This is a genomic window from Acidovorax sp. KPB24-03 (assembly GCF_057546605.1).
In genome coordinates, this window is record NZ_BAAJYR010000745.1 from 1 (window position 1) to 1,041 (window position 1,041).

Here is a 1,041-nt window from a genome sequence, read left to right on the forward strand (position 1 = left end):
CGCGGCACGGGCTCGCGCGACAGCAGCACGGTCGCGGTGCCCACCAGCATCGAGGCGGCCATCGTGAGGTAGGCGGCCTGCCAGGCGCCGTGCTGGTAGCCGGCGAGGCCGGGCAGTTCGGCGCGCGCGGCCACCCACAGCACGCCCGCGCCGGCCCAGATCATCGCCAGGCGGTAGCCCGTCTGGTAGGTGGCGGCCAGCGCGGCCTGGCGGTCGGCGTCGGCCGATTCGATGCGGAAGGCGTCCAGCGCGATGTCCTGCGTGGCCGAGCCGAACGCCACGGCCAGCGCGCACCACACCAGTGGTTCGAGCGCCACGCGCGGGTCGTTGAACGCCATGCCCACGAGGCCCGCCATCACCATCGCCTGCGACACCACCAGCCAGCCGCGCCGGCGCCCCAGCCAGCGCGTGAGCAGCGGCAGCGGCATGCGGTCCACCAGTGGCGCCCACACCCACTTGAACGCGTAGGCCAAGCCCACCCAGCTCAGGTAGCCGATGGTGGTGCGATCCAGGCCCGCCTCGCGCAGCCAGAACGACAGCGTGCCCAGCACCAGCAGCAGCGGCAGCCCGGCGGAGAACCCCAGCGCCAGCATGCGCAGGCTGGCCGGTTCGAGGTAGACGAGCCAGGCCTCGCGCCAGCTGCGGCGGGGGGCGGTGGCGGGGGCGTGGTCTGGGGGCATCGGAAGGGGTGGGCGGGTCGGGCCGGGTAGGGGGATCGCAGGGATTATCCGCACCCCTTCCCCGGGGCGCGTCGGCCGTGCGCGCGCCGTGCCGCTACGATGCGCGCCATGGGCCCCGCCGCCGTCCTCCATCCCACCTGCTCGGTGCGCTGCTACAGCGGCGAACACGCCGCGCATGCGCACGGCCACGCACAGGTGCTCTACGCGCTGCACGGGCGCATGGAGCTGGAGGTGGCGGGCCGCGCCGCCTTCGTGGACACCACCTGCGGCATGGTCATTCCGGCCGGCACGGCGCACGCGTTCCTGGCCCCGCCGGGCGCGCGGATGTTCGTGATCGACGCGCCCGACCAGCCCGGCGTCG

The 1,041-nt window shown here is 74.8% G+C and carries 2 protein-coding genes; one reads left to right on the plus strand and one right to left on the minus strand.

What is annotated here, in order from left to right; genetic code table 11:
- Positions 1 to 680: MFS transporter (locus tag AC27KI_RS25675; protein ID WP_487116638.1), on the minus strand; the 680-nt coding region annotated here is incomplete at its 3' end.
- 108 nt (positions 681 to 788) lie between these two features.
- On the opposite strand from AC27KI_RS25675, the gene AC27KI_RS25680 reads away from it, so the two are divergent.
- A partial coding sequence (locus tag AC27KI_RS25680) for a cupin domain-containing protein (RefSeq protein ID WP_487116640.1) occupies positions 789 to 1,041 on the plus strand: 253 nt, incomplete at its 3' end.